Source organism: Streptomyces sp. NPDC093089 (assembly GCF_044754405.1).
Lineage (GTDB): Bacteria > Actinomycetota > Actinomycetes > Streptomycetales > Streptomycetaceae > Streptomyces.
In genome coordinates this window covers 154,245-178,887 of record NZ_JBIVPA010000011.1, presented here as the reverse complement: position 1 = coordinate 178,887, position 24,643 = coordinate 154,245, and the positions used below count along the sequence as shown (strand labels likewise).

Annotated in this window: 21 protein-coding genes; 9 read left to right on the top strand and 12 right to left on the bottom strand. The window is 72.0% G+C overall.

Annotation, left to right across the window (positions count from 1 at the left end):
* Positions 1–10 precede the first annotated feature (10 nt).
* The 6 genes from ACIQFX_RS26035 to ACIQFX_RS26010 all read left to right on the top strand — a co-directional run bounded on the left by ACIQFX_RS26035 (position 11) and on the right by ACIQFX_RS26010 (position 6,066).
* Positions 11–829 (top strand): ABC transporter ATP-binding protein, encoded by an 819-nt coding sequence (locus ACIQFX_RS26035; RefSeq protein ID WP_402467849.1) that lies wholly within the window; start codon positions 11–13, stop codon positions 827–829.
* Complete coding sequence (locus tag ACIQFX_RS26030) at positions 826–1,695, top strand: ABC transporter ATP-binding protein (protein ID WP_402467846.1); 870 nt, start codon at positions 826–828, stop codon at positions 1,693–1,695. Before ACIQFX_RS26035 ends, ACIQFX_RS26030 begins: the two co-directional genes overlap by 4 nt.
* The gene (locus ACIQFX_RS26025; RefSeq protein WP_376480350.1) at positions 1,692–2,582 is read left to right on the top strand and encodes a branched-chain amino acid ABC transporter permease; all 891 of its coding nucleotides are present in this window, start codon (positions 1,692–1,694) and stop codon (positions 2,580–2,582) included. Before ACIQFX_RS26030 ends, ACIQFX_RS26025 begins: the two co-directional genes overlap by 4 nt.
* Positions 2,575–3,669, top strand: a complete 1,095-nt coding sequence (locus tag ACIQFX_RS26020; RefSeq protein ID WP_402467843.1) for a branched-chain amino acid ABC transporter permease — start codon at positions 2,575–2,577, stop codon at positions 3,667–3,669. The genes ACIQFX_RS26025 and ACIQFX_RS26020 overlap by 8 nt, the downstream gene beginning before the upstream one ends.
* Positions 3,666–4,931, top strand: a complete 1,266-nt coding sequence (locus ACIQFX_RS26015; RefSeq protein WP_402467840.1) for an ABC transporter substrate-binding protein — start codon at positions 3,666–3,668, stop codon at positions 4,929–4,931. The genes ACIQFX_RS26020 and ACIQFX_RS26015 overlap by 4 nt, the downstream gene beginning before the upstream one ends.
* Positions 4,932–5,049: 118 nt before the next feature.
* A complete protein-coding gene (locus ACIQFX_RS26010) occupies positions 5,050–6,066 on the top strand; it encodes a GNAT family N-acetyltransferase (RefSeq protein ID WP_402467837.1) in 1,017 nt (338 codons plus the stop codon).
* A 71-nt stretch (positions 6,067–6,137) separates the two neighbouring features.
* Here the strand turns inward: ACIQFX_RS26010 and pssA are convergent, their stop codons facing one another.
* The 9 genes from pssA to ACIQFX_RS25965 all read right to left on the bottom strand — a co-directional run bounded on the left by pssA (position 6,138) and on the right by ACIQFX_RS25965 (position 17,031).
* On the bottom strand, positions 6,138–7,004 hold the full coding sequence (pssA, locus tag ACIQFX_RS26005) for a CDP-diacylglycerol--serine O-phosphatidyltransferase (RefSeq protein WP_402468216.1): 867 nt from the start codon (positions 7,002–7,004) through the stop codon (positions 6,138–6,140).
* Entirely contained in the window at positions 6,997–7,653 is a 657-nt protein-coding gene (locus ACIQFX_RS26000) for a phosphatidylserine decarboxylase (RefSeq protein ID WP_033202964.1), read from the bottom strand. The genes pssA and ACIQFX_RS26000 overlap by 8 nt, the downstream gene beginning before the upstream one ends.
* Positions 7,654–7,823: 170 nt before the next feature.
* Complete coding sequence (locus tag ACIQFX_RS25995) at positions 7,824–9,029, bottom strand: acyl-CoA dehydrogenase family protein (protein ID WP_402467834.1); 1,206 nt, start codon at positions 9,027–9,029, stop codon at positions 7,824–7,826.
* A 2-nt stretch (positions 9,030–9,031) separates the two neighbouring features.
* Positions 9,032–9,544 carry a MaoC family dehydratase gene (locus ACIQFX_RS25990; RefSeq protein ID WP_015656728.1) on the bottom strand — a complete coding sequence of 171 codons (513 nt, stop codon included), beginning with the start codon at positions 9,542–9,544 and terminating at the stop codon, positions 9,032–9,034.
* A 5-nt stretch (positions 9,545–9,549) separates the two neighbouring features.
* Positions 9,550–10,515 (bottom strand): HpcH/HpaI aldolase/citrate lyase family protein, encoded by a 966-nt coding sequence (locus tag ACIQFX_RS25985; RefSeq protein ID WP_402467830.1) that lies wholly within the window; start codon positions 10,513–10,515, stop codon positions 9,550–9,552.
* A complete protein-coding gene (locus ACIQFX_RS25980) occupies positions 10,512–12,539 on the bottom strand; it encodes a protein meaA (RefSeq protein ID WP_402467827.1) in 2,028 nt (675 codons plus the stop codon). Before ACIQFX_RS25980 ends, ACIQFX_RS25985 begins: the two co-directional genes overlap by 4 nt.
* A 14-nt stretch (positions 12,540–12,553) precedes the next feature.
* Positions 12,554–13,891, bottom strand: coding sequence for a crotonyl-CoA carboxylase/reductase (gene ccrA, locus ACIQFX_RS25975; RefSeq protein ID WP_402467824.1), 1,338 nt, complete (start codon positions 13,889–13,891; stop codon positions 12,554–12,556).
* 403 nt (positions 13,892–14,294) lie between these two features.
* Positions 14,295–15,134 (bottom strand): TetR family transcriptional regulator, encoded by an 840-nt coding sequence (locus tag ACIQFX_RS25970; RefSeq protein ID WP_402467821.1) that lies wholly within the window; start codon positions 15,132–15,134, stop codon positions 14,295–14,297.
* A 115-nt stretch (positions 15,135–15,249) separates the two neighbouring features.
* The gene (locus tag ACIQFX_RS25965; RefSeq protein WP_402467818.1) at positions 15,250–17,031 is read right to left on the bottom strand and encodes a 3-hydroxyacyl-CoA dehydrogenase family protein; all 1,782 of its coding nucleotides are present in this window, start codon (positions 17,029–17,031) and stop codon (positions 15,250–15,252) included.
* 320 nt (positions 17,032–17,351) lie between these two features.
* Here ACIQFX_RS25965 and ACIQFX_RS25960 point away from each other — a divergent pair, with 320 nt between their 5' ends.
* Positions 17,352–17,954 (top strand): HEAT repeat domain-containing protein, encoded by a 603-nt coding sequence (locus ACIQFX_RS25960; RefSeq protein WP_402467816.1) that lies wholly within the window; start codon positions 17,352–17,354, stop codon positions 17,952–17,954.
* Here the strand turns inward: ACIQFX_RS25960 and ACIQFX_RS25955 are convergent.
* The 3 genes from ACIQFX_RS25955 to ACIQFX_RS25945 all read right to left on the bottom strand — a co-directional run bounded on the left by ACIQFX_RS25955 (position 17,925) and on the right by ACIQFX_RS25945 (position 21,317).
* Complete coding sequence (locus ACIQFX_RS25955) at positions 17,925–18,383, bottom strand: RidA family protein (RefSeq protein ID WP_402467814.1); 459 nt, start codon at positions 18,381–18,383, stop codon at positions 17,925–17,927. The two genes, ACIQFX_RS25960 and ACIQFX_RS25955, sit on opposite strands and share 30 nt — an antisense overlap.
* A gap of 81 nt (positions 18,384–18,464) precedes the next feature.
* A complete protein-coding gene (locus tag ACIQFX_RS25950; RefSeq protein WP_402467812.1) occupies positions 18,465–20,138 on the bottom strand; it encodes an alpha/beta hydrolase in 1,674 nt (557 codons plus the stop codon).
* A gap of 138 nt (positions 20,139–20,276) precedes the next feature.
* Positions 20,277–21,317, bottom strand: a complete 1,041-nt coding sequence (locus ACIQFX_RS25945) for an Rv2578c family radical SAM protein (protein ID WP_402467809.1) — start codon at positions 21,315–21,317, stop codon at positions 20,277–20,279.
* Positions 21,318–21,463: 146 nt separating this feature from the next.
* Between ACIQFX_RS25945 and ACIQFX_RS25940 the strand changes: the two genes are divergently transcribed.
* Together ACIQFX_RS25940 and ACIQFX_RS25935 are read left to right on the top strand one after the other, a co-directional pair.
* Positions 21,464–21,907, top strand: a complete 444-nt coding sequence (locus ACIQFX_RS25940) for an SRPBCC family protein (protein ID WP_402467807.1) — start codon at positions 21,464–21,466, stop codon at positions 21,905–21,907.
* Positions 21,908–22,145: 238 nt separating this feature from the next.
* Positions 22,146–24,635, top strand: a complete 2,490-nt coding sequence (locus ACIQFX_RS25935) for an MFS transporter (RefSeq protein ID WP_402467804.1) — start codon at positions 22,146–22,148, stop codon at positions 24,633–24,635.
* The last annotated feature ends 8 nt before the right edge of the window (positions 24,636–24,643 follow it).

Sequence of the window (24,643 nt, the reverse complement as noted above, 5' to 3'; positions counted from 1 at the left end):
AAGGGGAACCATGGGAGGCACCGCACCCGCCCTCCAGGTGACGGACCTGACGGCGGGATACGGGCCCGTGCACGCGCTGCGGCGGGTCTCGCTGACCGTGCCGGCCGGCGCGGTCGTCACGGTCCTGGGAGGCAACGGGGCCGGGAAGTCCACGCTGCTGCGGGCCGTCTCGCGCACCTTGCGCTTCCACGGCGGCGCCGTGGTCTCGGGCACGGTGAGCCGTGACGGCCGGCCGCTCGACGGGCTGCCGCCCGACCGGGTCGTCGCGGCCGGTGTCTCGCAGGTGCCGGAGGGCCGCCAGGTCTTCGCCCGGATGTCGGTCGAGGACAACCTGCGGGCGGGCGCGCTCGGCGGGCGCGGCGGCCGGTCCGCGAAGGCGGCGGCGCTGCGGCGGGTCCACGAGCTCTTCCCCGTCCTGGCCGACCGGGCCCGTCAGCAGGCCGGGCTGCTCTCCGGGGGCGAGCAGCAGATGCTCGCCGTCGGCCGCGCGCTGATGGCGGAGCCGGGGCTGCTGCTCCTCGACGAGCCGTCCCTCGGTCTGGCGCCGCTGATGGCGGCCCGGATCGCCGACGCCGTCCGGGAGATCAACGCGCAGGGCACGGCGGTGCTCCTCGTCGAGCAGAACGCGGCGCTCGCGCTGCGGCTCGCCTCCCTCGCGTACGTCCTGGAGGTCGGCGAGGTCACGCTCTCCGGTCCCGCCGCGGAGCTGGCCGCCTCGGACGAGGTCCGCCGCCGCTACCTGGGCGTCGTCGACGAGGCGGCCGCGGCCGATGCCGCCGTGGCGCGCGCCGCCCACCCGGTCCTGTCCCGCTGGGAGGAAACCCGATGACGAGCACCCCGCCGCCGGGGGAGCGGCCGGAGCCCACCGCCGGGCCCGCCGCCCCCGTACCGCCCGGGCCCGCCCCCGTACCGCCCCCGCCCGATGTCCCCGCCCTCGAAGTCCGCGACGTCACCGTCCGGTTCGCCGGGTTGACCGCTCTCGACGGTGTCGGCTTCACCGTGCGGCCGGGCACCGTGCACGCCCTGATCGGGCCCAACGGGGCGGGGAAGTCCACGTGCTTCAACGTGCTCTCGGGCGTCTACCGGGCGACCGGGGGCTCGGTCCGGTTCGGTCCGCACGAGCTGACCGCCCTGGCTCCGCACCGGATCGCGGACCTGGGGGTCGGCAGGATCTTCCAGAACCTGGCGCTGCCGCCGCGCGCCACCGTGGAGGACAGCCTGATGCTGGGTCGGCACCGGCTGACCCGCACCGGCTTCCTGGCGGCGGGGCTGCGGCTGCCGTCGGCGGCGCGGGAGGAGGCGAGGCACCGGGCGCGGGTCCGGGAGATCGCGGCGTTCGTGGGCCTGGAGGGGCAGCTCGCGCGGCCCGCGGGCTCGCTGCCGTACGGGCAGCAGAAGCTCGCCGAGCTGGCCCGCGCGCTGTGCATGGAGCCGAAGCTGCTGCTGCTGGACGAACCGGTGGCGGGGATGACGGCCGACGAGCGGCGCCGTACCGCCTCGGTCATCGCGGGGGTCCGCGACAGCCTCGGCATCTCGGTGCTGCTCGTGGAGCACGACATGGGCCTGGTGATGCGGCTCGCCGATTCCGTGACCGTCCTCGACTTCGGCCGCCGGATCGCCGACGGGGCACCCGCCGACGTGCAGAACGACCCGGCGGTCGTCCGCGCCTACCTCGGAGAGGAGACCGCCGCGTGAGCACCTTCGCCGAATTCCTGATCAACGGCGTCTCGCTGGGCTCGATCTACGCCCTCATCGCCCTCGGCTTCGTGGTGATCTTCCGCGCCACGGAGGTCGTGAACTTCGCCCACGCCTCGCTCCTGCTCGCCGGCGGCTACGTCACCGCGGTGCTGCACGACACGATCGGCTTCTGGCCCGCGCTGCTCGCCGGGGTGGCGGGCGCGGCGGTGGTCGGCGCGGCCGTCGAGTTCCTGGTGATGCGCCGGCACCGGGGCGCCGACCACAGCGTCCTCGCGATCGTCACGATCGGCGTCGACATCCTCCTCGCCACCGAGCTGACCCGGCGGATCGGCACCGACATCCTCGCCCTCGGCGATCCGTGGGGCGACGCCGTGGTCACGGTGGGCCCGGTGACGATCGCCGAGACCAGGATCGCGGCGCTCCTCGCCGCGGCCCTGCTGATCACGGCGTTCCTGCTCGCCTTCCGGTACACGTCCTGGGGCGTGGCCATGCGGGCCGCGGCGGAGAGCCAGGAGACCGCCGCCCTGATGGGCATCCGGCTCGGCCGGGTCTCGCTGGGCGCCTGGGCGGTGGCGGGCGGTCTCGCCGCCGTCGCCGCCCTGTTCCTGACGGTCTTCCCGACCCCCGGCCTGGAGCGGGCCACGTCGCTCGCCGCCCTGAAGGCCTTCCCCGCCGCCATCCTCGGCGGCCTCGACTCCACCACGGGCGCCCTGGTCGGCGGGCTGCTGGTGGGGATCACGGAGTCCCTCGCCACCGGCTACCAGGGCGACCTGGCGTTCCTCGGCCGGGGGATCGGCGACGTCGCCCCGTACCTGGTGATGGTCGCGGTGCTGCTGATCCGCCCGGCCGGACTGTTCGGCACGAAGGAGCTCGCGCGTGTCTGAGACCCTCACCCGCCCCGCCGTCCGGGTCCGCACCCGGGTGTACGGCTGGTCCGCCGCGGGCCTGCTGCTCGCCGCGCTCCCGTTCTACCTGGACCGCTTCTGGCTCCAGGCCGGGCTGTTCGCGATGGCCGCCGCGCTGGGCGCCGTCGGCATCAACCTGCTGACCGGCGCGACCGGCCAGCTGTCGATGGGGCACGCCTTCTTCCTCGCCGTCGGCGCCTACGGCTACTGCGCCTTCGCCGGCGACGGCGCGGACGGCCTGGCCGGCCTCGGCCTGCCCGGCTGGCTCGCCGCCGTCCTCGCGGTCGCCCTCGCGGGCCTGGCGGGCGGGGTGTTCAGCCCCATCGCGGGGCGGCTGCGGGGCGCGTACCTGGGCATCGCCACCCTCGCGCTGATCTTCATCGGCCAGCACGTGCTGTTCAACGCCCACGACGTCACCGGCGGCTACAACGGCCGTGCCGTGCCCCCGCTCTCCCTCTTCGGCCTCACCTTCGACGACACCGAACTCCTCGTCGCCCAGGTGCCGTTCGGTGCCGTCGAGAAGCTCTGGTACCTGGGGCTCGTGCTGCTCGCCGGCGGTGTCCTCTTCGCCCGCGGGGTCCTCGGCGGCCGTCCGGGGCGGGCGATGAACGCCATCAGGGACCACCGGATCGCCGCCGGCGTCATGGGCATCCCGGTGGCCCGCTACCGCGCCGCCGTCTTCGTCCTGTCGTCCATGTACGCGGGCCTGGCGGGCGTCCTGCTCGCCCTGGTCTTCCAGCGCACCGTGCCCGAGTACTTCGGCATGGCGCTGTCCCTCGAATACCTGGCCATGATCGTCATCGGCGGTCTCGGCTCGGTCGCGGGCGCGGTGGCCGGAGGGGTCTTCGTCTCCCTCCTGCCGCAGCTCCTCACCCGCTACAGCGACGCCCTGCCCCTGGTCTCCGCCCCCGGGACGGGCGGGATCGCACCGGGGGAGGCGGCGCGCTACCTGTACGGCGCCGCCGTCGTCGCGGTGGTGCTGTTCCTGCCCGGCGGCCTGGTCCGCCTCGCCGCCCGGGCACGCAAGACCCCCACGTCAGACCGACCCTCAGGAGAGGCACGATGAACCACGGACGACAGGCCGTGCGGGGCCTGGCCGCGGCGCTCGCCGCACTGGTCGCGCTCACCGCCGCCGGATGCAGTTCCAAGGCGAGGACCGGTGACGGCAAGGAGACCGGCGCGGGCGGGGTGAAGACCGGCGAGGGCGTCACGGACAAGACGATCACCCTCGGCGCGCTCACCGACATGACCGGGGTGTACGCGACCCTCGGCAAGAGCGTCACCCAGGCCCAGCAGCTGTACGTGAAGCAGGTCAACGCCGCCGGCGGGATCTGCGGCCGGCAGCTGGAGCTGACGGTCCGGGACCACGGCTACGACCCGCAGAAGGCGCTCGCCGCCTACACCGAGCTGGAGCCGAAGGTCGTCGGCTACCCCCAGTTCATCGGCTCCCCGTTCGTCGCCGCCGTGAAGTCCCGCGTCGACGGCCAGGACAAGGGCCTCGTCCTGCCGCAGGCCTGGTCGGCCTCGCTGCTCGGCTCCCCGTACATCCGCGTCCTGGGCGCCACGTACGACGTCGAGACGATCAACGCCGTGGACTTCCTGGTCAAGGACAAGGGCCTGAAGGCGGGCGACAAGCTCGGCCACGTCTACTTCGAGGGCGACTACGGCGAGAACGCGCTCACCGGCTCGAAGTACGCGGCCGGCAAGGCGGGCCTGACCGTCGTCGAGCAGAAGATCAAGCCCACCGACAACGACATGTCGGCGCAGGTCGCGGCGCTCAAGCAGGCCGGGGTCAAGGCCGTCGTCATCAGCGCGGGACCCCGCCAGGCCGCCTCCCTCGTCGGCGTCGCCGCCGCCACCGGCCTCAGGGTGCCGGTCGTCGGCAACAACTCGGCCTTCGCCCCGCAGCTGCTCGGCACCCAGGCCGGGCCCGCCCTGGAGAAGATGTACTGGTTCGCCTCCCCGAGCCTGCCCATCGGCGCGGACACCCCCACCGCGAAGAAGCTGGTCGCCGACTACCGGGCGGCCTACCCGAACGACGGCCTCGACAACGGCATCGTCGCCGGCTGGACCGCCGCGAGCGTCTTCGGCGAGGCGCTGAAGAAGGCCTGCGCCGACAAGGACCTCACCCGCGAGGGCGTCGACAAGGCCCTCCTCACGATGAAGGCCCACGACGCCGGCTTCGGCATGACCCACGACCTCGGCGACCCCGAGGCGCCGTCGTCCCGCGAGTCCGTCATCCTCCAGCCCGACAAGTCCGTCCCCGGCGGCATGCGCACGGTCCGGCAGCCGTTCGTCTCGGACGCGGCCGCGTCCTACACGCCCTGACCCCCGCACCCGGTCCGCCGCCCGGGCGGACCGGGACCCGCCCGACCCGCCCGACCCGGGCGCCGGGGCCCGGGCGGTCTTCACCTGCCCGAAACATCTCGGTGTGAAGCTCGGGCCCATGAAGCCACGCATCGAGGAGAACCGTTCCCACCCGCGGCTCGCCGGCCTGCTCGGCGCCTACCACCTGGTCAACCAGGAGGAGAAGGGGACGGCGGTGGGCACGGTCGCCGAGCTCCCGGCCGTGTACCGCGTCGAGGCCGAGGACCCGGCCGCCGCCTTCGCCGCCGACACGGTCCTGCTCGCCACCCCGGCCGGCGCCGACGCGCCGGCCGGCTGCGTCGTCCTCAAGGCTCCCCGCGACGGGCGCGCCCCCGAGATCAAGCGGCTCTGGGTGGCGCCCGGTGCGAGGCGGAAGGGCCTCGCGAGGTCGCTGATGGCCGAGGCCCTGCGCCGGGCCGCCGCGTCCGGGGCGCCCGCCGTGCGCCTCACGGTCTGGTCCTGGCGCGACGAGCCGCTCGCCCTCTACCGGAGCCTCGGCTTCGCCACCGTCGCCCCCTGGGACGACCGGCCCGACCTGCTCTGCCTGGAGAAGCCGCTCGACGCCGTCGAGCGGCTGTCCCCCGAGGCCGTACGCGCCCACGCCGCCGACGGCCTCGCCGCGCTCCTCGTCGACGCCGTGGACGGCGGCGCCTCCGTCGGCTTCCTGGCGCCTCTGGAAGCGGCCGAGGCGGCCGCCTGGTGGTCCCGCGTCGCCGAGGAGGCCGCCGAGGGCGTGCGGGACGTCTGGGCGGCCCCCGGCCCCGACGGCCGCCCGGTCGGCGTCGTCACCCTCGTCCGCGCGGGCACCGCCAACGGCGCCCACCGCGGCGAGATCGCCCGGCTCCTCGTCCACCGCTCCGCCCGGGGCCGGGGCCTCGGACGGCGCCTGCTCGCCGCGGCCGAGGCGCACGCCGCCGCCACCGGCCTCACCCTGCTCGTCCTGGACACCCGGACCGACAGCCCCGCCGAGCGCCTCTACCGCGCCGCGGGCTGGACGGCCGCCGGGACCGTCCCGGACTTCGCCGCCGACCCGTCCGGAACCCTCCGCCCCACCACGCTCTACTACAAGCGCCTCGGGCAGGACGACACCCCGTAGGGGCACAGGGCACGCGAAAGGGCCCCGGGAGGCCGATGCCTCCCGGGGCCCTTCTCGTACCGCTTCGTCCGCTAGGGCAGCTGCGCCGCCCGTGCCTCCCGGCTCTCGCGCCGGTTGTCGCGGAAGGTGTTCACTCGGCGGGCCGTCGCGAAGAGGGGGATCACGGCGCCCAGCACGACCTGGAGGGCGCAGCCGGTCTGGAGCAGGAACGCCCCGCCCGGAGCGTCGAACGCCCAGGCCGCCAGCATGGCCATCGCACCGACGATCCAGCTGAGCATCGCCACCGCGAGGACGCCCCGCGGCTTCGGGTACTCGACCCGGCTCACCATCAGCCAGGCCACCCCGATGATCGCGAGGAGCGTCGGGATGAACGGCAGCTCCAGGAGCACGATCGAGACGACCGTCAGCGCGCCGAAGGGGCTCGGCATGCCCTGGAACATGCCGTCCTTCATCGTCACGCACGAGAACCTCGCCAGCCGCAGCACCACCGCGAGCAGCACCACGATCGCGGCCACGGCCGAGACCTTCTGCTGAGCGTCGTCCGCGACCATGCCGTACACGAGTACGAAGTAGGCCGGGGCGAGACCGAAGCTGATCAGGTCCGACAGGTTGTCGAGCTCGGCACCCATCGGCGAGCTGCGGAGCTTGCGCGCCACGATGCCGTCGAAGAGGTCGAAGATCGCCGCGCACAGCATCAGTATCACCGCGGTGGCGGCGCTGTTGCGGGCCATTCCCGTCTCGGAGCTGCCGGTGAGGTGCGGGATCAGGATGCCGGTCGTCGTGAAGTAGACCGCCATGAAGCCACACGTGGCGTTACCGAGCGTGAGGGCGTCCGCTATGGACAGCCTCAGCGACAGCGGCATCTCCTCGGCCTCTTCGGCCGCCTCCGCCTCGGCGTCGGCGACCCATTCGGCGGCCCGTGTGTCGGGATCAATCACGGTCAATGCGAGTCACCCCCGCGGTCGTGGCCTGCCCGACCTCGACGGCGACCTCGACACCCTCCGGGAGGTAGATGTCGACCCGCGAGCCGAAGCGGATCAGACCGATCCGGTCACCCTGCTCCACCTTCGTCCCCTGCGGGATGTACGGCACGATGCGCCGAGCGACGGCGCCCGCGATCTGCACCATCTCGATGTCGCCGAGTTCGGTGTCGAAGTGCCAGACAACGCGCTCGTTGTTCTCGCTCTCCTTGTTGAACGCCGGGACGAACCCGCCGGGGACGTGCTCCACGGACGTGACCGTGCCGGCCAGCGGTGCGCGGTTGACGTGCACGTTCAGCGGGCTCATGAAGATGGCGACCCGGGTGCGTCCGTCCTTCCACGGCATGATGCTCTGCACCACACCGTCGGCGGGGGAGATGACCCGGCCCTGAGCGATCTCGCGCTCGGGGTCGCGGAAGAACCACAGCATGCCGGCCGCGAGTGCGGTGGTCGGCACGGCGATGGCCGCGGCACGCTTCGACTTGCGCGCGCGCACGAGGCTGAGCGCCGCGGTGGCGACGGTCGGGAGGAGCCACGGCGATGCTCCGCGCGCGAGGCGTACGCCGGCAAGGCTGTCGCGGTGTGCAGAGGTTTGGCTGTGGGGCATGGATGACCTTCGTAGCGGATGATGCCGCGCTGGCAACGGGGGGACGGCGGCTTTCCGGCGATGCTATCGGTTGCGGGGCGCAACTGGGCAAGCCAGGAACCGAGTCGACGGCCGGAAGACGAACACAGGGTGTGATCTTCTTCGCGGCCGAACCGACTCAAAAGCCACAATCAACCCTGGAATCGGTACTCCTCGAGCAGCCGACGACCAATGATCATTTTCTGGATCTCGGCGGTACCTTCACCGATGAGCAGCATCGGCGCCTCCCGGTAGAGGCGCTCGATCTCGTACTCCTTCGAGAACCCGTAGCCACCGTGAATACGGAAGGCATCCTCGACGACCTCCTTGCAGTATTCGGAGGCGAGGTACTTCGCCATCCCTGCTTCGAGGTCGTTTCGTTCCCCGGAGTCCTTTTTGCGTGCTGCATTCACCATCATGGCATGAGCGGCCTCGACCTTGGTAGCCATCTCGGCCAGCTTGAACTGAATCGCCTGGTGCTGAGCGATCGCCTTGCCGAAAGTGTGACGTTGCTGGGCATACGAGACACCGAGTTCGAAAGCACGCTGAGCGACGCCGCAACCACGGGCCGCCACGTTCACGCGGCCGACCTCGACGCCGTCCATCATTTGGTAAAACCCTCGGCCGGTGACGCCACCGAGGACCCGATTGGCCGGAATGCGCAGTCCGTCCATGATGAGTTCGGTCGTGTCGACGCCCTTGTAACCCATCTTGTCGATCTTCCCGGGGATGGTGAGGCCGGGGCGGACCTCTCCGAAGCCGGGCTCCTTCTCGACGAGGAAGGTCGTCATCGACTTGTGGGGGGCGGTGCCCTCGGGGTGTCCTTCGTCACTTCGGACGAGAACGGCCACCAGCGTTGACGTTCCGCCGTTGGTCAGCCACATCTTCTGGCCGTTGAGGACGTACTCGTCGCCGTCCTTGACCGCCTTGGACGTGATGGCCGACACGTCCGAGCCGAGGCCCGGCTCGGACATCGAGAACGCGCCGCGGGTCTCGCCGGCCGCCATCCGCGGAAGGAAGTGGTCCTTCTGCTCCTGGGTGCCGTGCTGCTTCAGCATGTACGCCACGATGAAGTGCGTGTTGATGATGCCGGAGACCGACATCCAGCCGCGGGCGATCTCCTCCACGCACAGCGCGTAGGTGAGCAGTGACTCGCCCAGGCCCCCGTACTCCTCGGGGATCATCAGGCCGAAGACGCCGAGCTCCTTGAGCCCGTCGACGATCTCCTGGGGGTACTCGTCGCGGTGCTCGAGCTCCGTCGCGACCGGGATGATCTCCTTGTCGACGAAGTCCCGGACGGTGGCGAGGATCTCCTGCTGGACATCGGTCAGACCGTGGGTCTGGGCGAGACGCGCCATGACTACTTCCCCTGTTCCTTGAGCTCGGGGCGGCCGGGCTGCTCGCCGCCGCGCTCCTTGATGTACGTCTCGGTGGGGACCATCACCTTGCGGCGGAAGACGCAGACGAGGGTTCCGTCCTGCTTGTAGCCCTTGGTCTCGACGTAGACGATGCCGCGGTCGTTCTTCGACTTCGACGGGGTCTTGTCGAGGACGGTGGTCTCGCCGTAGATCGTGTCGCCGTGGAAGGTCGGCGCCACGTGCCGCAGCGACTCGATCTCCAGGTTGGCGATGGCCTTGCCGGAGACGTCCGGCACGGACATGCCGAGCAGCAGCGAGTAGATGTAGTTGCCGACGACGACGTTCTTGCCGAAGTCCGTCGTGTTCTCGGCGTAGTTCACATCCATGTGCAGCGGATGGTGGTTCATCGTCAGCAGGCAGAAGAGGTGGTCGTCGTACTCGGTGACCGTCTTCCCGGGCCAGTGCTTGTAGACGGCACCGACTTCGAACTCTTCGTAGGTACGACCGAACTGCATGGTGCTCAGGCCTCCGGGATGTCGAACTTGGTGGTGCGCTGCATGCCGGCGGCGCGGCCCTTGCCGGAGATGACCAGGGCCATCTTGCGGGAGGCCTCGTCGATCATCTCGTCGCCGAGCATCGCGGAGCCCTTCTTCCCGCCGGCCTCGGACGTGTAGTAGTCGTACGCGTCGAGGATCAGCTCGGCGTGGTCGTAGTCCTCCTGCGAGGGCGAGAAGATCTCGTTCGCGGCGGCGACCTGGTCCGGGTGGAGCACCCACTTGCCGTCGAAGCCCAGGGCGGCGGCGCGCTGCGCCACGGCCTTGTAGCCCTCCTGGTTGCGGATCTGCAGGTAGGGGCCGTCGATCGCCTGGAGGTTGTTGGCGCGGGCCGCCATCAGGATGCTCATCAGGATGTGGTGGTACGCGTCCGCCGGGTAGCCGGGCGGCTGCTCGCCCACGACCAGCGACTTCATGTTGATGGAGGCCATGAAGTCGGCCGGGCCGAAGATGATCGTCTCGACGCGCTGGGAGGCCTGCGCGATCGCGTTGACGTTGGTGAGGCCCTGGGCGTTCTCGATCTGCGCCTCGATGCCGATCTTGCCGACCTCGAAGCCCATCGTCTTCTCGATCTGGGTCAGCAGCAGGTCGAGCGCCACGATCTGCTGGGCGTCCTGGACCTTCGGCAGCATGATGCAGTCGAGGTTCTGGCCGGCGCCCTCGACGACGGTGACGACGTCACGGTACGTCCAGTGGGTCGTCCAGTCGTTGACGCGGACCACGCGGGTCTTGCCGGTCCAGTCGCCCTCGTTGAGGAACTTCACGATCGTGTGCCGGGCGTCCGGCTTGGCCAGCGGGGCGCAGGCGTCCTCCAGGTCGAGGAAGACCTGGTCCGCGGCGAGGCCCTGGGCCTTCTCCAGGAACCGCGGGTTGGAGCCGGGAACCGCCAGGCAGGAGCGGCGGGGGCGGAGCCGGTTCACGGGGCTGGTCATGCGGGGACCTCCAGGGGGCTGAGCTTGTTAGCTGTCCGGATCTCGTCGACGATACGGCCGATGATCTCCGTGATACCGAAGTCCTTCGGTGTGAAGACGGCGGCCACGCCCGCGCGCTTCAGTTCTGTGGCGTCGGCGTTCGGGATGATCCCGCCGACGATGACGGGGATGTCGGTGGCGCCGGCCTCGCGGAGCCGGTCCAGGACGTCGGGGACGAGCTCGGCGTGGGAGCCGGAGAGGATCGACAGGCCCACGCAGTGCACGTCCTCGGCGAGCGCCGCGTCGACGATCTGCTCGGGGGTCAGCCGGATGCCCTGGTAGACCACCTCGAAACCGGCGTCACGCGCGCGGACGGCGATCTGCTCGGCGCCGTTGGAGTGCCCGTCGAGGCCGGGCTTCCCGACGAGCAGCCGCAGCCGCCCGGAGTTCAGCTCCTCGGCGGTCCGCGCCACCTTCTCCCGTACGACCGCCAGCGGCGTGCCGGCCTCGGCCGTCACGGCGACCGGGGCGGAGGAGACGCCGGTGGGCGCCCGGAACTCGCCGAACACCTCGCGCAGGGCCCCGGTCCACTCTCCCGTGGTGACGCCGGCGCGGGCGCACTCCAGGGTGGCCTCCATGAGGTTCCCGGTGCCCTTGGCGGCCTCCTTGAGGCGTTCGAGGGCCTTGCAGGGGCGCGGGTGGTTGAACGGCGGCTGGTAGCGGTTGTCCCGCCACGACTTCAGCGAGCCGACCACCCGGGCCTCGACGGCCGGGTCGACCGTCATGATCGCGGTGTCCAGGTCGGCGGTGAGGGGGTTCTCCTCCGTCGACTGGAAGATGTTGACGCCGACGATCTTCTCGTCGCCGGCCTCGATCCGGGCGCGCCGCTCGGCGTGCGAGGAGACCAGCTGCGACTTGAGGTAGCCGGACTCGACGGCCGCCATCGCGCCGCCCATCTCCTGGATCCGCTCGATCTCGGCCAGGCACTCCTCGACGAGCGAGTCGACCTTGGCCTCGATGACGTGGGAGCCGGCGAAGATGTCCTCGTACTCCAGCAGGTCGGACTCGTGGGCGAGCACCTGCTGGATGCGGAGCGACCACTGCTGGTCCCAGGGCCGGGGGAGGCCGAGGGCCTCGTTCCAGGCGGGGAGCTGGACGGCGCGGGCGCGGGCGTCCTTGGAGAGGGTGACGGCCAGCATCTCCAGGACGATCCGCTGGACGTTGTTCTCCGGCTGGGCCTCGGTCAGGCCGAGCGAGTTGACCTGGACCCCGTAGCGGAACCGGCGCTGCTTCGCGTCCTCGATGCCGTACCGCTCACGGGTGATCCTGTCCCAGATGCGGCCGAAGGCGCGCATCTTGCACATCTCCTCGATGAAGCGGACGCCCGCGTTCACGAAGAAGGAGATGCGGGCGACGACATCGCCGAACCGGTCCTGGGGGATCTGCCCGGAGTCGCGCACGGAGTCGAGCACCGCGATGGCGGTCGACATCGCGTACGCGATCTCCTGGACCGGCGTGGCCCCGGCCTCCTGCAGGTGGTAGCTGCAGATGTTGATCGGGTTCCACTTGGGGATGTTGTTGACCGTGTAGCAGATCATGTCCGTCGTCAGGCGGAGCGACGGGCCGGGCGGGAAGACGTGCGTCCCGCGCGACAGGTACTCCTTGACGATGTCGTTCTGGGTGGTGCCCTGGAGCTTGGTGATGTCCGCACCCTGCTCCTCGGCGGCCACCTGGTAGAGCGCCAGCAGCCACATCGCCGTGGCGTTGATGGTCATCGAGGTGTTCATCTGCTCCAGGGGGATGTCCTGGAACAGCCTGCGCATGTCACCGAGGTGCGAGACGGGGACCCCGACCCGGCCGACCTCGCCGCGGGCGAGGATGTGGTCGGGGTCGTATCCGGTCTGCGTCGGCAGGTCGAAGGCGACCGACAGGCCGGTCTGACCCTTCGCGAGGTTGCGCCGGTACAGCTCGTTGGACGCCTCGGCGGTGGAGTGACCGGCGTAGGTCCGCATGAGCCACGGCCGGTCCTTCTGGCGCTCAGTCATCTATGGTCCCGGGCTCAGATGTTGCGGAAACGGTTGATGGCGTCGATGTGCTGGGCGCGCATCTCGGGGTTGCGCACGCCCAGGCCCTCCTGCGGGGCGAGGGCGAGCACGCCGACCTTGCCCTGGTGGAGGTTGCGGTGGACGTCGTAGGCGGCCTGGCCGGTGTCCTCCAGGGAGTAGACCTTGGAGAGCGTCGGGTGGATCTTGCCCTTCGCGATCAGGCGGTTGGCCTCCCAGGCCTCGCGGTAGTTGGCGAAGTGCGAGCCGACGATCCGCTTGAGGGACATCCACAGGTAGCGGTTGTCGTACTGGTGCATGTAGCCCGAGGTCGAGGCGCAGGTGGTGATGGTGCCGCCCTTGCGGGTGACGTACACCGAGGCGCCGAAGGTCTCGCGGCCCGGGTGCTCGAAGACGATGTCGATGTCCTCGCCGCCGGTGAGCTCGCGGATCTTGGAGCCGAAGCGCTTCCACTCGCGCGGGTCCTGCTCGTTCTCGTTCTTCCAGAACTTGTAGCCCTCGGCGTTGCGGTCGATGACCGCGTCCGCGCCCATGGACCGGCAGATGTCGGCCTTCTCGGGGGAGGAGACGACGCAGATCGGGTTGGCGCCGCCGGCGAGGGCGAACTGGGTGGCGTACGAGCCGAGGCCGCCGCTCGCGCCCCAGATGAGGACGTTGTCGCCCTGCTTCATGCCGGCGCCGTTGCGGGAGACCAGCTGGCGGTAGGCGGTGGAGTTGACGAGGCCGGGGGCCGCCGCCTCCTCCCAGCTCAGGTGGTCGGGCTTCGGCATCAGCTGGTTCGACTTGACGAGGGCGATCTCGGCCAGGCCGCCGAAGTTGGTCTCGAAGCCCCAGATGCGCTGCTCGGGGTCGAGCATCGTGTCGTTGTGGCCGTCGGAGGACTCCAGCTCGACCGAGAGGCAGTGCGCGACGACCTCGTCGCCCGGGTTCCAGGCGTTGACGCCCGGGCCGGTGCGCAGGACGACGCCCGCGAGGTCGGAGCCGATGACGTGGTATGGCAGGTCGTGGCGCTTGGTGAGCTCGGAGAGGCGGCCGTAGCGCTCCAGGAAGCCGAAGGTCGACACCGGCTCGAAGATCGAGGTCCAGACCGAGTTGTAGTTCACCGAGCTCGCCATGACGGCCACGAGCGCCTCGCCCGGGCCGAGCTCCGGGAGCGCGACGTCGTCGAGGTGGAGCGACTTGCGCGGGTCCTTGTCGCGGCTGGCGACGCCGGCGAACATCTCCGCCTCGTCCTTGTGGACGGTCACGGCCCGGTACGACTCGGGGAGCGGGATGTTCGCGAAGTCGGCGGACGTGGCGTCCTGCGACTGGATCGCGGCCAGGATTTCCTTCACGGGTTGCCTCCGGCGGTGAGCGTCCTGAGGGAGGGACGCCTGGGGGTTACGGCGGGAAGTGCTGCTGCTGTGGAGGTGTGCCGTCGGTTCGGCTGGGTGGTGCGATGGCTGCGCTGTGTGGTGGAGCGCGGGGTGCCTGTGACGCAGGCGTCCGGGCGCACGAGCCGTCGGCTGGTGGGGACAGCCGGCGCACGAGGTGTGATCTCTGCGCGCCGGCCGCCCGGACAACATCAACGTATGGCACGCCGTGTCACCTGGCAAGGCACTGCGTGCCAACAATTTCACTCAGATGCCATACACCCGTCACGAATGAGCGATGATCGATCGAAACGGCCCGTGAGCTGGGCGAACGCACGAGGGCCGCCCCCGGAAACCGGGGGCGGCCCTCGTCGTGGAACGGTGCTCAGGCTTCCTTGAGCGCCTGCTGGATCGTGCGCATGACCTCGTCGAGCGGTGCGTCCGTGCGGGCCACGGCGACGACCACGTCGCCGGCCGTGGAGACCCTGGCGGCGGGGGCGGAGACCCGGGCGGCGGGCGCCGGCTCGGCCTGCGGGGAAGGGGCCGGACGGCCCGCGCCTATGCCCGAGCCGAAGGTCTCCCGGACGATGGCGAAGGCGTGGTCCAGCTGCGCCTCCACGTCGCCCTGGCCGCCCGCCCGCAGCCAGCGCCGCAGCACGTGGTTGTGGGCCGTGACGACCGCCGACGCGGCGACCTCGGCGAGCAGCGGGTCGTCGTTGCCGTCGTGGTGGTCGCGCTCGTCGAAGTGCCCGAGCAGATAGCGGGTGAACAGCCGCTCGTAGCGGGCCACCGAGGCGATCTCGCGCTCCCGCAGCGTCGGCACCTCACGGGTGAGCCGGTAGCGCTCCACCGAGACCGCGGGCGACCCCGCGTACATCTTCATGACTTCCTTGATCCCCCGGCACACCGTGTCGAGCGGGTGCTCGTGCGGCGGTGCGGCGTTCAGCACCGCCTCGGCCCGCACCAGCGTGTCGTCGTGATCGGGGAAGATCGCCTCTTCCTTGGAGCGGAAGTGGCGGAAGAAGGTCCGTCGCGCGACCCCGGCCGTGGCCGCGATCTCGTCGACCGTGGTGGCCTCGTACCCCTTGGTGGCGAAGAGCTCCATCGCCGCCGCGGCGAGCTCCCGGCGCATCTTGAGCCGCTGGGCGGCGGCACGAGTGCCCGCCGCGCTCTCGGGAGCGTCGGACGTGGACGTGGCACGGGGTGTCTTCGCGGCCTTGGGCATGGTCCGAACGTACTGCATCGGCGGGGGAGTGTGCCCAGGTGGGGGCGGGGAGCCCCCCGGGACACCGACGGTGCCCGGGGAGCTCAGCAGACCGCCCCAGCCGGCCGTGCGGGGCTCAGCGTCGGGCATATTCGCGGAAGCCGCGACCCGTCTTGCGGCCGAGGCAGCCGGCCGCCACGAGGTGCTCCAGGAGCGGGGCGGGGGCCAGGCCCGGGTCGCGGAACTCGCGGTGCAGCACCTGCTCGATCGCCAGCGAGACGTCCAGGCCGACCACGTCGAGCAGCTCGAACGGGCCCATCGGGTAGCCGCCGCCCAGCTTCATCGCCGCGTCGATGTCGTCCAGGGTCGCGTAGTGCTCCTGGACCATCTTGATCGCGTTGTTCAGGTACGGGAAGAGCAGCGCGTTCACGATGAAGCCGGCCCGGTCGCCGCAGTCCACCGGGTGCTTGCGGATCTTCGCGGTGACCTCGCGCACGGTGGCGTGGACGTCGTCCGCGGTCAGGACCGTACGGACGATCTCGACCAGCTTCATCGCCGGCGCCGGGTTGAAGAAGTGCATCCCGATGACGTCCTGCGGGCGCGTGGTGGCGCGGGCGCAGGCCACGACCGGCAGCGAGGACGTCGTGGTGGCGAGCACCGCGCCGGGCTTGCAGATCTTGTCGAGCCGCGCGAACAGCTCCTGCTTGATCTCCAGGTCCTCGGCGACCGCCTCGACGGCCAGGTCGACCTCGGCGAAGGCGTCGAGCGTGCCCGCCGCGGTGATCAGCCCCAGCGTGGTGTCACGGGCCTCGCCCGTCATCCGGCCCTTGTCGACCGAACGGGCCAGCGACTTGGCGATCCGGGCCTTGGCGGTGTCCGCCTTCTCCTGGGAGCGGGCGGCCAGGACGACCTGGTAGCCGGCCTTGGCGAAGACCTCGGCGATGCCGGACGCCATCGTGCCCGAGCCGGCGACGCCGACCGAGCGGACCTCGCGGCCCGCACCGGCCTCGGCGGAGGCCGACGGGGTCAGCGCGTCGGCCACCACCTCGGCGGAGCCGGGCGCCTCGTACGTGTAGAAGCCGCGGCCCGCCTTGCGGCCGGTCAGACCCGCCTCGCTGAGCTGCTTGAGGATCGGGGCGGGGGCGTGCAGGCGGTCGTGCGAGGAGGCGTACATGGCCTCCAGGACCGTCCGGGCCGTGTCGACGCCGATCAGGTCGAGCAGGGCCAGCGGGCCCATCGGCAGACCGCAGCCCAGCCTCATCGCCGCGTCGATGTCCTCGCGGGAGGCGTACTTCGCCTCGTACATGGCGGCGGCCTGGTTCAGGTAGCCGAAGAGCAGGCCGTCCGCGATGAAGCCGGCCCGGTCGCCGACCGCGACGGGCTCCTTGCCGAGGTCCTGGGCGAGCCGGGTGACGGCGTCGACGGCCCGCGGGTCGGTCAGGACGGAGGAGACCACCTCGACCAGCTTCATGGCCTGGACCGGCGCGAAGAAGTGCAGGCCGAGGACCCGCTCGGGGTGGGCCGAGTCGGCGGCGAGCCGGGTGACGGAGAGCGCGTTGGTGCCGGTGGCCAGGATCGCGTCCGGGCGGACGATCGCGTCGAGGGCCCGGAAGACCTCCTGCTTCGCCTCGTACGACTCGGGCACGACCTCGATCACGAGGTCGGCCTCGGCGGCCGCCTGGAGGTCGGAGAAGGTACGGAAGCGGGCCAGGACGTCCTGCCGCTCCTCCTCGGTGATCCGCTCGCGGGCGACCGCGCGGGCGGTGGAGGCCTCCAGGGCGGCGACGGCCCGCGCGGCGGCGGTGTCGCTGATGTCGATGCCGATGACCTCGCGGCCGGCCCGGGCGAGGACGTCTGCGATACCCGCGCCCATGGTGCCGAGACCGACGACGGCGATGGTGGAGAGAGGGGTGTCCATCAGGGGACTCCAGGGAGGAAGAGTGACGACTGAGGGCAGTGCGCGCGAAAGGGCGCGGGAGAACGGCGAAGGCGATGCCGCGGAAAGGGGGCGGTGCCGGGAAATGAGGGCGATGCCCTCGGAAAAGGGGCCGACGGACTCTGTCCCGGAGTCACATCGAAACTGCCGAACCGACGTACGACACAACGGCTGCGTCACCAGGCCGTCGTGGGAAGTGCGGGTGGTGGCCCGCTCACCTGAGACTAACCGGCCGGTAACGAGCGCGCCAGTCCCGGGAAGTTGAGGAAAATGTGATCTGGATCGCGGATAGGCTCGGATTCATGGAATACGCCGAGGATCCGGAATTCTGCTCGATGATCGATCGATTGCGCGACGAGATCGAGAATGACACCGGAGAAGTCCCCGAGGCATTCCGCCACCTCGCCGAGGCCGGCGACCCCGAGGAGCTGCACCACGTCCTCACGGCACCCGGACAACCGCTCTGGGCCCGCGAGATCGCCGCCTACGCGCTCGGCGTCGCCGGCGACCCCCGCGCCTTCGAGGCCCTCGTCCTCCTCCTCAACCACCGCGACCCCGAGCGCTGCGTCACCGCCGCCCACGCCCTGACCCGGCTCGGCGACCCGCGCACCGCACGCGCCGCCGCCGCCCTCGCCACCAACGAACTCCGCGCCGCCTACGCCCTCCTGCCGGTCCGGCTGCTCGCCGCGCTCCGCGCCCCCGAGTCCGTACCGGCCCTGATCACCGTCCTCGAACGGCGACTTCCCGCCGACGACCCCCACTGGAGGGTCGGACTCGCCTGCGTCGAGGGCCTCGGCTCCCTCGGCGACCCCGCGGCCCGCCCCGCCCTGGAGGCGGCCCTCCCGCACCCTCGACTCGGCGCCGCCGCCGAACACTCACTCCACCTGCTCGGCCCCGCCGACTGACGGGCGGACGGCCGGGTGCCGGAGGGCGCCCTCGGGGACGAGTGCGAAGGCCTCGATCTCCAGGAGCAGCTCCGGCCGGACCAGGGCCGAGACCTGCACCGCCGAGCTCGCCGGCAGCGGCGCCCCTGCGAAGTGGGCGTCCCTGGCGTCCCGTACCGCCGGGAGGTGGGCGACGTCCGTGACGAAGTAGGTCAGCTTCACCACGTCGGCGAAGCCCGCGCCGGCGGCGGCGAGGCACCGCTCCAGGTTCGCGAAGACCTGGTGGGCCTGGGCCGCCGCGTCGCCCTCCCCGACGACCGCCCCCGAGGCGTCGAGCGCGCACTGCCCGGATATCGCGACGAACCGGCCCGTGCCCCAGACGACGTGGCTGTACTGGGGGCTGGGCGCGAGGCCGTCGGGAGCGGGGACGTGGGTGAGGTGGCTCGTCATGTCGGACATCCTCGCGCACGGCACTGACGGTGCCCGCGCCCCCTGGGGGACGCGGGCACCGTCGGAGGGTGGGGCGGCGAGTCAGCGCACGTGGCCGAGGAGCCCGTGCAGGGCCGCGCCGGCCGGCTCCGCGCGCGGTGCGGCGGCGCGCTCGCCGCCGCGCCGCTCCGGAGCCGCCTCCGGGGACTCCCCCTGGGTCCGGTCCTTCTTCCGGGCCTTCTTCCCGGCCGGGGCCACCGGGTCGGGCTCCGGCTCCGGGAGCGCTTCGCAGACCGCGTCGACCTCGGAGTCGCCCTCGGCGCGCGGGACCCTGCCCGTGGCGAGGTAGGCGACCAGGTGACCGTCGAGGCAGTCGTTGCCGCCGAGGGTCACCCCGTGGTTCCCGCCGCCCTGCTCGACGACCAGGCTGGAGCCGCGGACGAGCCGGTGCAGGGCGACCCCGCCCTCGTACGGCGTGGCCGCGTCGTCCGTCGCCTGGAGGATGAGGACCGGCGGTACCTGGTCGTTCGCGACGTCCGGCGGGGTCAGCGACGCTACCGGCCAGAACGCGCACGGCGCGTTGTACCAGGCGTTGTTCCAGGTCGAGAAGGGCGCCTTGGCGTGCACGTCCCAGCTGTCTTTGCGCCAGACGTTCCAGTCCCGGGGCCAGGCCGCGTCCCGGCACTGCACGCTCGTGTAGACCGAGTAGCCGTTGTCCGCGGCCGCGTCGGCCTCCCCGTACCGCTCGTACGCGGCCGTCAGCGGCGCCGGGTCGGCGTCGTTGACGTACGCGGAGAACGCGGCCGCGAGGCGGGGCCAGTAGCCGTTGTAGTACCCGCCGGGCAGGAAGGTGTCCTCCAGCTCGCCCGGTCCGACCTTCCCGCCCGCCGGGGTCGCGCGCAGCGCGTCGCGCATCCGGTACCAGGCGGCCTCGACCGCGGCCGGGTCGGCGCCCAGTTCGTAGACGGCGTCGTGCCGGGCCACCCAGGCCATGAAGTCCTTGTGGCGGGTGTCGAAGGCGTAGTCCTGGGCGATGTTGTCCTCGTACCAGACGCCGTGCGGGTTGACGACGGAGTCGAGGGCCATGCGGCGCACCCGGTCCGGGTACAGCCGGGCGTACACCGCGCCCAGGTAGGTGCCGTACGAGTAGCCGAGGTAGTTGAGCCGCGGGGCCCCGAGCGCGGCGCGGACGGAGTCCAGGTCCCGCGCGGTGCTCACCGTGTCGATGTACGGCAGGACGTCGGCGTACTTCGCGCCGCAGGCGTCGGCGAACGACCGGGCCCGTTCGACCGACGCCCGCTCGGCGGCGGCGCCGGTGGGCACCGAGTCGGCGCGGACCGGCGCGAAGTGGCCCGGCCGGCAGTCGAGCGCGGGCTCGCTCTCGCCGACGCCGCGCGGGTCGAAGCCGATCACGTCGTACTCGGCGGCCACCTTCGCGGGCAGCGAGGCCGCCACGTACCCGGCCATCGCGCGCCCGCTGCCGCCGGGCCCGCCCGGGTTGACGAGCAGCGGGCCCTGGAAGGTCTTCGCGGTGTGCGCGACCCGGGTCAGGGCGAGCGCGATGCTCCGCCCGGCCGGGTCGTCGTGGTTGAGCGGCACCTTCAGGGTGGCGCACTCGAGCCTCGGGTACGCCTTCGTGGCGCAGCCGGTCCAGGTGAGCGACGGCAGCGGGCGGGGGGTCGGTTCTCCGGCGCCGGCGGGAGCGGCGGGCAGGACGGTGACCGTCCCGGCGACCAGCGCTCCAGCGGCGATCAGCATTCCTGCGCGTGGGGTCATAGGGCCTTTGTGTCCCGTGCGGACCCCGCCGGGACCCGATTCGGCCAGAGTTGACCCGAACAGAGGAGGACCCGACGGCGTGTCAGGTGACCGGTCCGATGATCGGACCCGACTGCCGGCCCGGCCACCGGGGCGCGTTCAGAGGAAGGTGGGCTGTTCGGGAGCGGCCGCGAGGGCCGGTTCCTCGGGCACGGGAATCCGGCGCGCCGCTCCCCGGTGGGCGGGTCCGATGCCGAACTCGGCCGCCAGTTCGTGCACCTGACGGGTGATCCGGCGCTGGTACCAGGTCGGCGCGTAGGCCCCGGCCGCGTACATCCGCTCGTACCGCCGCACCAGGCCGGGGTGGTGCTCGCGCAGCCACCGCATGAACCACTCGCGGGCGCCGGGCCGCAGGTGCAGCACGAGCGGGGTGACCGAGCTCGCCCCGGCCTCGGCGATGGCGCGGACCGTGTCGCGCAGCTGCTCGGGCCGGTCGCCGAGGAACGGCACCACGGGGGCCATCAGGACCCCGCAGTCGATGCCCCGCGCGCCGAGGGCGCGGACGACGTCGAGGCGGCTCTGCGGTGAGGGCGTGCCGGGTTCGACCGTGCGCCACAGCTCCCGGTCGGTGAAGCCGACGGAGACGGAGATGCCGACCTCGGTGACCCGGGCGGCCTGGTCGAGGAGGTCCAGGTCGCGCAGGATCAGGGTGCCCTTGGTGAGGATCGAGAACGGGTTGGCCCGGTCCCGCAGGGCGGTGAGGATGCCCGGCATGAGGCGGTAGCGGCCCTCCGCGCGCTGGTAGCAGTCGACGTCGGTGCCCATGGCGATGTGCGCGCCCTGCCAGCGGGCCGAGGCGAGCTGGCGCGCCAGCAGCTCCGGGGCGTTGGTCTTGACGACGATCTGGGAGTCGAAGCCGAGCCCGGTGTCGAGGTCGAGGTAGCTGTGGGTCTTGCGCGCGAAGCAGTAGACGCACGCGTGGGTGCACCCCCTGTACGGATTGACCGTCCATTCGAACGGCATCCGGGAGGCGCCCGGCACCCGGTTGAGGATCGAGCGGGCCCGCACCTCGTGGAAGGTGATGCCGCGGAACTCCGGGGTGTCGAAGGTGCGGGTGGTGACCGCGTCCGTGCCGAACGGGGCGACGTCGGCGGGTGCGGCCGGGCCGCCCGGGGTGTCGCCCAGATTGTCCCAGCGCATGGACGCCTCCTCGGTTGCCGTTCTCGACCGTGCGCCCAGAATAGAACACCTGTTCCCTTGATCGTCGCAACCCGGATTTCGCGCCCCGGAGCCCACGTGGTTCGCTTGGCCCACACCCCCGAGGAAACACGAGCTGGAGGAAGTCCATGGCGCAGGTCGAGGCCACTACCGAACGGATCATCGCCGCGGACGCGGAGACGGTGTTCGACGCGCTGGCCGACTACACCGGTACGCGCGCGAAGCTGCTGCCCGAGCACTTCAGCGAGTACGAGGTGCGCGAGGGCGGCGACGGCGAGGGCACCCTCGTCCACTGGAGGCTCCAGGCCACCAGCAAGCGCGTCCGCGACTGCCTCCTGGAGGTCACCGAGCCCACCGACGGGCAGCTCGTCGAGAAGGACCGCAACTCCTCCATGGTCACCACCTGGACCGTGACCCCCGCCGGCGAGGGCAAGTCCCGCGCCGTCGTCACCACCGTCTGGAACGGTGCCGGCGGCATCGGCGGCTTCTTCGAGAAGACCTTCGCGCCCAAGGGTCTCGGCCGCATCTACGACGCCGTCCTCGCCAAGCTCGCGGACGAGGTCGAGAAGTAACGCCCTGGGCGTTCACCGATTCGAGTGGATCGCCCGCGCCCCCGTGCCGGAGCCCCGTGCACCGAGGGGGCGCGGGCCTCCTCGTAAACGCGCTGATGAGCGACCCAAGTGCGCCGTCGCGCAGGGATGTTCGCCCTCCGGAACGCCACCGACCTCCCGTACCGCCCGACTTGCTCCCCCTTCGCGCGCAATGCGAAGAATGGCGCGGCGCAGACGCCGTGACGAGGGGAGCAGGTACGTGGGTGCGATCACCACAGTGAAGGACGTCCGGGAAGGCGCGGAACCGCTCGCCGCGGACGGCCCGCCCGACGACCTCGCGCCGCCGCCCGGCCCCGGCGAGGCCGCCGCCCTCGACCCCCGCCGCGTCCGGCTCGTCTTCTGCGGCCTGATGCTCGCGCTGCTCCTCGCGGCCCTCGAGCAGATGATCGTCGCCACCGCCCTGCCGAAGATCGTCGGCGAACTCCAGGGCCTGGACCGGATGTCCTGGGCGATCACCGCCTACCTGCTGACCTCCACCATCGGCCTGCCGGTGTACGGAAAGCTGGGCGACCTCCTCGGCCGCAAGGGCGTCTTCCTCTTCGCCATCGTCGTCTTCGTCATCGGCTCGGGCCTGGCCGGCTGGTCGCGGTCCATGGACGAGCTCATCGCCTTCCGCGCCCTCCAGGGCGCCGGCGCCGGCGGCCTCATGATCGGCGTCCAGGCGATCATCGCCGACATCGTCCCCGCCCGCGAGCGCGGCCGGTACATGGGCCTGATCGGCGCCGCCTTCGGCCTCGCCTCCGTCGCCGGACCCCTCCTCGGCGGCTTCTTCACCGACCACGTCTCCTGGCGCTGGTGCTTCTACTTCAACGTGCCCTTCGGGCTCGTCACCCTCGCCGTCGTCGCCGCCGTCCTCAAGCTCCCCAAGCCCGCGGCACGCGCGCGCTTCGACGTCCTCGGCGCCCTGCTCCTCGCCGCCGCCTCCACCTGCCTGGTCCTGCTGACCAGTTGGGGCGGCACCGAGTACGCCTGGGGCTCCCGGGTCGTCCTCGGCCTCGCCTGCGGGGCCGCCGTGACCACCGTGCTGTTCCTGGTCGTCGAGCACTTCGCGCCCGAACCCCTCATCCCGCTCCGGCTGTTCCGCGACTCCGTCTTCACCGTCACCGCCCTCGTCGGCGCGGTCGTCGGCATCGCGCTCTTCGGCGCCGCGAGCTACCTCCCCAGCTTCCTGCAGATGGTCGAGGGCGTCAGCGCCACCGAGTCCGGCCTCCTGATGCTGCCCCTGATGGGCGGCATCGTCGTCGCCTCCGTCGTCTCCGGCCAGCTCATCAGCCGCACCGGCCACTACAAGGTCTACCCGGTGATCGGCGGCGCCGTCTCCGTCCTCGGCATGTGGCTGCTCTCCCGGATGGACATCGACACCCCGCGCCTCCAGTACAGCCTCTGGCAGGCCGTCCTCGGCACCGGCATCGGCCTGGTCATGCCGGTCCTCGTGCTCGCCGTGCAGAACTCCGTGCGCCCGGCCGACCTCGGCACGGCCACCAGCGCCCACAACTACTTCCGGCAGATCGGCGGCAGCGTCGGCGCCGCGGTCTTCGGCACCCTCTTCGCCTCCCGGCTCGACGACGCGCTCGGCGACCGGCTCGCCGGCGTCCTCTCCCAGGGCGGCCCCGTGTCACCGCCGCCCGCCGAGTCGATCACCCCGCAGAGCGTCCACACCCTGCCGCCGGCCCTCCGCGACGCGTACGTCCAGGCGTACGCGGACGCGATGCCGCGGATCTTCCTCTACCTCGTGCCGGTCCTCGTGCTCGGCCTCGTCCTCGCCTTCTTCCTCAAGGAGAAACCGCTGGTGTCCCACCACAGCCCCCTCACCGAGGCCACCGACGCCACGCGCGCCGACGACTTCGGCGGAGTCCAGGCGGTCCCGCACGCCCGCCACGCCGCCCCCGCTCCCGCCGCCCCCGCCAGGGCCGCCGCGACGGTGCCGCACGCGGGGGTGCCGGTCTGCGGCACCGTCCAGCACCACGACGGCAGCAGGGTGCCCCGGGCCGCCCTCACCCTCATCGACGTCCAGGGGCGGCAGGTGGGCCGCGGCGCGAGCGGCGAGGACGGCAGGTACGCGCTGAGCGTCCCCGGCGGCGGCGCGTACGTCCTGATCGCGGCGGCCGGCGGACACCAGCCGCAGGCCGTGTCCGTCACCGTCGGCGACCGGCCGGTCGAGCTCGACGTCGTCCTCGGCGGCGCCGGGCGCCTCGCGGGCAGCGTCGTCACCGCCGACGGCACCCCGGTACGGGACGCCGCCGTCACCCTCACCGACGTACGCGGCGAGGTCGTCGCCTCCACCCGCAGCGGGCGCGAGGGCGGATACGTCATCAGCGAGCTCGTCGCGGGCGAGTACACGCTCGCCGCCAGCGCCCCCGCCTTCCGCCCCGCCGCGCTCCCGGTGAGCGTCCAGGCCTCCCGCGAGACCCGCCAGGACATCGAACTGGCCGGCGGCGCTGTGCTCCGCGGCACCGTACGGGCCGGCGGCGGGCGCCCCGTCGAGGACGCCCGGGTCACCCTGCTCGACGCCGCGGGGAACGTCGTCGACACCCTCACCACCGGCGCCGACGGCACGTTCCGCTTCGTGGACCTGTCCTCCGGCGAGTACACGGTCATCGCGGCCGGCTACCCGCCCGTCGCCACCGTCCTGCAGATGGCCGGCGGGGGCCGCACCGAGCGCGACCTCCAGCTCGGCCACCAGGACTGACCGACCGG